Here is a 2,613-nt window from a genome sequence, read left to right on the forward strand (position 1 = left end):
GACCACATCAGTAAAATTTGGCCGCGACACGTTTAATGCTTCCACTTGGCGTTACGTGACATTTGTTGTAGACAGAGATAAAATGCTCGGGTCGTTGTATATTGATGGTTACGAAATGGCTGAAACTTCGCTGGGGATCGGAACTTTAGATACATCGAACCCATTAAATATAGGCAGCGACGGATTGGGCGGCAATGGTGCTAATTCACTCGATATCGCTGATCTGAAGGTTTGGAGAGGTGCATTAAGCAGTGATGTAGTTCAAGCTAACTATAATGGTTACGGTTTAAATAAAGTAGATATGAAAGCACTTAACGACACAATATCAGAAGCAAATACAATAGTAGCAGGCGGTCTCGGCAGCGGCTTCAGCCAAACCGATTTTGATTATTTGAAAAAGGTTTTGAATACGGCAGCTACGGTTGCAACAACGCAAAAAGTAAAATTATATACACAGGAAACCATCAATTATTACGAACGTGAACTAAACAATGCTATATTCATCTATCAAAAAAGCAATAAAACATTAACTCCCGCCGATTTAAATATAGCGGATAGCAGCGACCCGGAAATCTCTGCAAATCCCAGTACAATCGCGCGCGTGGAAGCAGATTATAGAAAAGCCCTGAAAGTATTCCCGCAGGCCGACGTATTGGTGCAGCCTGGCGACATTACTGGCGGTAACAATGCCAATGAATATGTGTGGATGGGTGAACTTACAAAAGTATACAATAAACTTAAAGCTGAGGGCTTATTTAACACTACGAAGTTATATATTGTAAAAGGCAACCATGATATGAACGGCACCGAAAATTTAATACCTGTCGGTACGGCGGGCGCGTGGAACGAATCAACGAATTCGTACGATAACGATTTCTATAACGGTGCTTATAGGGTAAAGATAAAAGGATATAATTTGATTGGTTTTGATGCAAATATTAACAGCAGTAGCACGGTGGGAAAAGCCACCAATTACCTCAACCAAATTAAAAGTGAAGCGGATTATGATCCAACAAAACCCATATTTGCAATGTCTCACTACCCGATAAGCGGAACCGTGTGGGGATCGGCATGGAGCAGCGGTGCAAGTAATAATTTCGGTAAATTTATTGCCGACAATAATTTTTCGCAGGTGTTCTATATGTCAGGTCATACGCAATATGACCCGACCGACGAACGTTCTCTCTATCAAGGTACGGCTTCGTTTCTCGATTCCGGTGGTTCGAACTATTCCAGTTATCAAGATGACGGTCCGTTCGGCGGATATATAGAAGGCGCGTATGGAAGCTATCATACCACACCTCGCATCTCGAATTTCATAGAGGTTTACGGTACAAAATTGATCCTCAAGCAGTATAATTTAGCTACAGATGAATTTGTAAGCATACCTCGTGTAGTCAACGTTGGCGAAGGCAAAGATGCCTTTAGCTATAGCAAGAGCGATATAAGAGAACTCATTGCTCCGCAGTTGGATGAGGGCATTAAGATCGATTCCTTGAATGCCAACGAAGTTGCTTTTACAATAAAGCAAGCAAATGACAATGTGCGCGGTATGGAATATAATATTCAGCTTATCAACAAGATCACGGGGAAAGTGGACAAATCGTTTAACAGTCTTTCGTATCCGATGGACAAACCATACGATGTATACAGGCAATATAAGTTTACAAATTTGTCGCCGGGTACTCCATATAAAATCAGGGTGTTCGCCGACGATTCCGTGTATAACCGTTCGTCGCAGGACATTGAAATTAATGTTAACAGTGTTAATTTAAACAGCATCACTGCGCCTGCATCGGTATCTGCGAACAACGGAACGGCCAAGACAGCGGAAGCTCTTGGATTGCCCACAAAAGTAATTCTTGCAACCGATGGTGGTAATGTGGACGCAAGTGTGAATTGGGATTTAAGCGGCATTAGTTACGATCCGGCTATCAAGACGGTGCAGACCTTCTCGGTGCCAGGGACCGTAACCCTGCCTCTTGGAGTTGAAAACCCGAACAGCGTTCCATTGACAACAAGCATTAACGTTACTGTTAAAGAAGTTGGAGCAGCTTCCGACCGTATAACACTAGACAAATCCCAATACATCCAAGGGGAAGCCATTACCCTATCCTATATTGGGGCTGCGTTAAACGGGAAAGATTGGGTTGGCATCTACAGAACCGGAGCTGTTCCTCCAGGTGCCGGTGTATCTTTGATATGGAGTTATTTAAAGTCTGGATCCGGAAGAGTTAGTTTAAACAATGGACTGGCCCCTGGCACTTATGATGCACTCTTTTTGCTCAATGACGGTTATACGGTAGTGGATCGCAAGACATTCCAAGTCGTTCAACGCGTCCCTGTGAGCGGGGTAACTCTTGATCAACAGAACGTAACAATGACTCAAGGCGAAACCAGAACATTAACAACTGCCGTTACGCCCGCGAATGCGAATGATACCCGAGTATCGTGGATAAGCAGCGACCCAACTGTTGTATCTATAATCTCAACAGGAAGCAGTGCTTCGCTGATCGGCAATCGTCCTGGGACGGCGACAGTGACGGTCAAAACTTTAGATGGGAATTTTACGGCTTCTGCGAATGTTACAGTGAACCCAATTGAAGTTGAACA

1 protein-coding gene is annotated in these 2,613 nt (G+C 43.7%); it reads left to right on the top strand.

From position 1 onward, the window contains the following. Positions 1 to 2,613, top strand: a 2,613-nt coding sequence (locus GC098_RS23300; RefSeq protein WP_171645614.1) for an Ig-like domain-containing protein, incomplete at both ends; no start/stop codon positions are given.

Source organism: Paenibacillus phytorum (genome assembly GCF_013141715.1).
Classification (GTDB): Bacteria; Bacillota; Bacilli; order Paenibacillales; family NBRC-103111; genus Paenibacillus_E; species Paenibacillus_E phytorum.